The sequence below is a fragment of the Ruegeria sp. AF8 genome, from assembly GCF_056541825.1.
On sequence record NZ_JBQFYW010000047.1, the window covers coordinates 2,501 to 6,083 of the forward strand.

The following is a 3,583-nucleotide window of genomic DNA, read 5'->3' on the forward strand; positions in this document are numbered from 1 at the left end:
AGCGACCTGCGTTGATCAGCTGCACGGCTTTGAGACCATACGGGGTTGCTCAATTGTCCTCGTCCAAGTGGCGGGGGCGGGAAATGTATGTTTTTGGTTCAGAAGAAAGATGACCTTTAGTTACCAGCTGGGTCATCGCGATGGACATAGTCGAACCGTGAAGGCCGCAGGCCGGAAGGGTTCAGGCGCTCAAGTAGCCGAACAGGCGGTAGCGCAAAATGTTATGTCTTTCTCTTTCTGGATCAAATCAAGCGCGAGAAGGGCGTTTGGTGAATGCCTTGGCAGCAAGAGGCGATGAAAGACGTGATACTCTGCGATAAGCCATGGGGAGCTGAGAATAAGCTTTGATCCATGGATTTCTGAATGGGGCAACCCACCTGAATGTTTGTTATTGTTAGCTCTGCTAATCAATAATGGGCATAACCAGGTATTTATGACCTGAATACATAGGGTTATAAAGGCAAACCCGGGGAACTGAAACATCTAAGTACCCGGAGGAAAGGAAATCAATTGATACTCCCCCAGTAGCGGCGAGCGAACGGGGACCAGCCGAGCCGGATAAGTGAGAAGAACATGTTGGGAAGCATGGCCATAGCGGGTGACAGCCCCGTATTCGAAGCTTTGACGGACGTATTAAGTAGGGCGGAACACGTGAAATTCTGTCTGAAGATCGGAGGACCACCTTCGAAGGCTAAGTACTCCTTGCTGACCGATAGCGAACCAGTACCGTGAGGGAAAGGTGAAAAGCACCCCGACGAGGGGAGTGAAACAGTACCTGAAACCGAACGCCTACAATCAGTCGGAGGCTCCTTGCGAGCTGACGGCGTACCTTTTGTATAATGGGTCATCGACTTGGTCTCACGAGCAAGCTTAAGCCGTTAGGTGTAGGCGTAGCGAAAGCGAGTCTTAATAGGGCGCATGAGTTCGTGGGATCAGACCCGAAACCGAGTGATCTAGGCATGGCCAGGTTGAAGGTAAGGTAACACTTACTGGAGGACCGAACCCACATCCGTTGAAAAGGATCGGGATGAGCTGTGCCTAGGGGTGAAAGGCCAATCAAACTCGGAGATAGCTGGTTCTCTGCGAAATCTATTTAGGTAGAGCGTCATCCGAATACCCCGGGGGGTAGAGCACTGGATGGGTAATGGGGCCCCACAGGCTTACTGATCCTAACCAAACTCCGAATACCCGGGAGTACTAGATGGCAGACACACTGCGGATGCTAACGTCCGTAGTGGAGAGGGAAACAACCCTGACCTACAGCTAAGGCCCCCAATTCATGGCTAAGTGGGAAAGCAGGTGGGACGACCAAAACAACCAGGAGGTTGGCTTAGAAGCAGCCATCCTTTAAAGATAGCGTAACAGCTCACTGGTCTAAACAAGTTGTCCTGCGGCGAAGATGTAACGGGGCTCAAGCCATGAGCCGAAGCTTAGGATGCCGTAAGGCATGGTAGCAGAGCGTAGTGTGACATAGATCCTATCCTCTTTAGCGATCGCAAGATCGCCTTGGAGGATATTTGGATCTTTCGATGAAGCCGGCCTGTGAGGGATCCGGTGGAGAGATCACTAGTGAGAATGATGACATGAGTAGCGACAAAGAGTGTGAGAGACACTCTCGCCGAAAGTCCAAGGGTTCCTGCTTAAAGCTAATCTGAGCAGGGTAAGCCGGCCCCTAAGCCGAGGCCGAAAGGCGTAGGCGATGGGAACTAGGTTAATATTCCTAGGCCAGGAGGATGTGACGGATCACAGGTGTAGTTCAATCTTATCGGATTGATTGGGCTGCTGAGTGGTTCCTGGAAATAGCCCTCCATCAGACCGTACCCTAAACCGACACAGGTGGACTGGTAGAGCATACCAAGGCGCTTGAGAGAACGATGTTGAAGGAACTCGGCAAAATACCTCCGTAAGTTCGCGAGAAGGAGGCCCGGTTCCTAGGCAACTAGGGGCTGGGGGCACAAACCAGGGGGTGGCGACTGTTTATTAAAAACACAGGGCTCTGCGAAGTCGCAAGACGACGTATAGGGTCTGACGCCTGCCCGGTGCCTGAAGGTTAAAAGGAGAGGTGAGAGCCTTGAATTGAAGCCCAGGTAAACGGCGGCCGTAACTATAACGGTCCTAAGGTAGCGAAATTCCTTGTCGGGTAAGTTCCGACCTGCACGAATGGCGTAACGACTTCCCCGCTGTCTCCAACATCGACTCAGCGAAATTGAATTGCCTGTCAAGATGCAGGCTTCCCGCGGTTAGACGGAAAGACCCCGTGCACCTTTACTACAGCTTCGCACTGGCATCAGGATTGTGATGTGCAGGATAGGTGGTAGGCTTTGAAGCAGGAACGCAAGTCCCTGTGGAGCCTCCCTTGAGATACCACCCTTCGCACTCTTGATGTCTAACCGCGGTCCGTTATCCGGATCCGGGACCCTGCGTGGCGGGTAGTTTGACTGGGGCGGTCGCCTCCTAAAGCGTAACGGAGGCGCGCGAAGGTTGGCTCAGAGCGGTCGGAAATCGCTCGTTGAGTGCAATGGCAGAAGCCAGCCTGACTGCGAGACTGACAAGTCGAGCAGAGTCGAAAGACGGCCATAGTGATCCGGTGGTCCCGAGTGGAAGGGCCATCGCTCAACGGATAAAAGGTACGCCGGGGATAACAGGCTGATACTGCCCAAGAGTCCATATCGACGGCAGTGTTTGGCACCTCGATGTCGGCTCATCTCATCCTGGGGCTGGAGCAGGTCCCAAGGGTACGGCTGTTCGCCGTTTAAAGAGGTACGTGAGCTGGGTTTAGAACGTCGTGAGACAGTTCGGTCCCTATCTGCCGTGGGTGTAGGAGACTTGAGAGGAGTTGCCCCTAGTACGAGAGGACCGGGGTGAACGATCCACTGGTGGACCTGTTGTCGTGCCAACGGCAGTGCAGGGTAGCTATGATCGGACAGGATAACCGCTGAAGGCATCTAAGCGGGAAGCCCCCCTCAAAACAAGGTCTCCCTGAGGGCCGTGGAAGACCACCACGTCAATAGGCCGGAGATGTAAGCGCAGTAATGCGTTCAGTTGACCGGTACTAATCGCCCGATAGGCTTGATTTGATCCAGTAACAGAAAGACAAATCAAACCAGAAGCATACACCGACCTTGACCCAGGACGGCGTCGCAGCACCCAGCCGCGATGTTGATTGAAACAACAACCGAGTGGCAACGCGCCTTTTGCACGCAAAAGACGCTGCCTGCCACCCGTCGCTTTTTTGCTCCGCAAAAACAGCGACGTGGGGATTTTCCTCGGTTTGGTGGTCATAGCGCAAGTGAAACACCCGGTCCCATCCCGAACCCGGAAGTTAAGCACTGCCGCGCCAATGGTACTTGGGCTTAAGCCCCGGGAGAGTAGGTCACCGCCAAACCTAGTAAAATCCCCTTCCTCTCTAACGATAAAAACAACACGACCCGGCCTCAAGTAGCGTAAGCGATAGGCCAACAATGGTCTCAAAACAGCCTTACAGGCCGTAGACCAGCACTAAGTGTCGCGGGATGGAGCAGCCCGGTAGCTCGTCAGGCTCATAACCTGAAGGTCGCAGGTTCAAATCCTGCTCCCGCAACCA

The 3,583-nt window shown here is 53.7% G+C and carries 1 tRNA gene and 2 rRNA genes; all 3 read left to right on the forward strand.

Features of this window, described 5'->3' with window-relative positions:
* Window positions 1-245: 245 nt before the first annotated feature.
* Window positions 246-3,077: ribosomal RNA gene (locus tag ACR0AO_RS25035) — 23S ribosomal RNA — on the forward strand.
* Between the two features lie 193 nt (window positions 3,078-3,270).
* Window positions 3,271-3,385: ribosomal RNA gene (gene rrf, locus ACR0AO_RS25040) — 5S ribosomal RNA — on the forward strand.
* 121 nt (window positions 3,386-3,506) lie between these two features.
* Window positions 3,507-3,583 (forward strand) — tRNA-Met (locus ACR0AO_RS25045).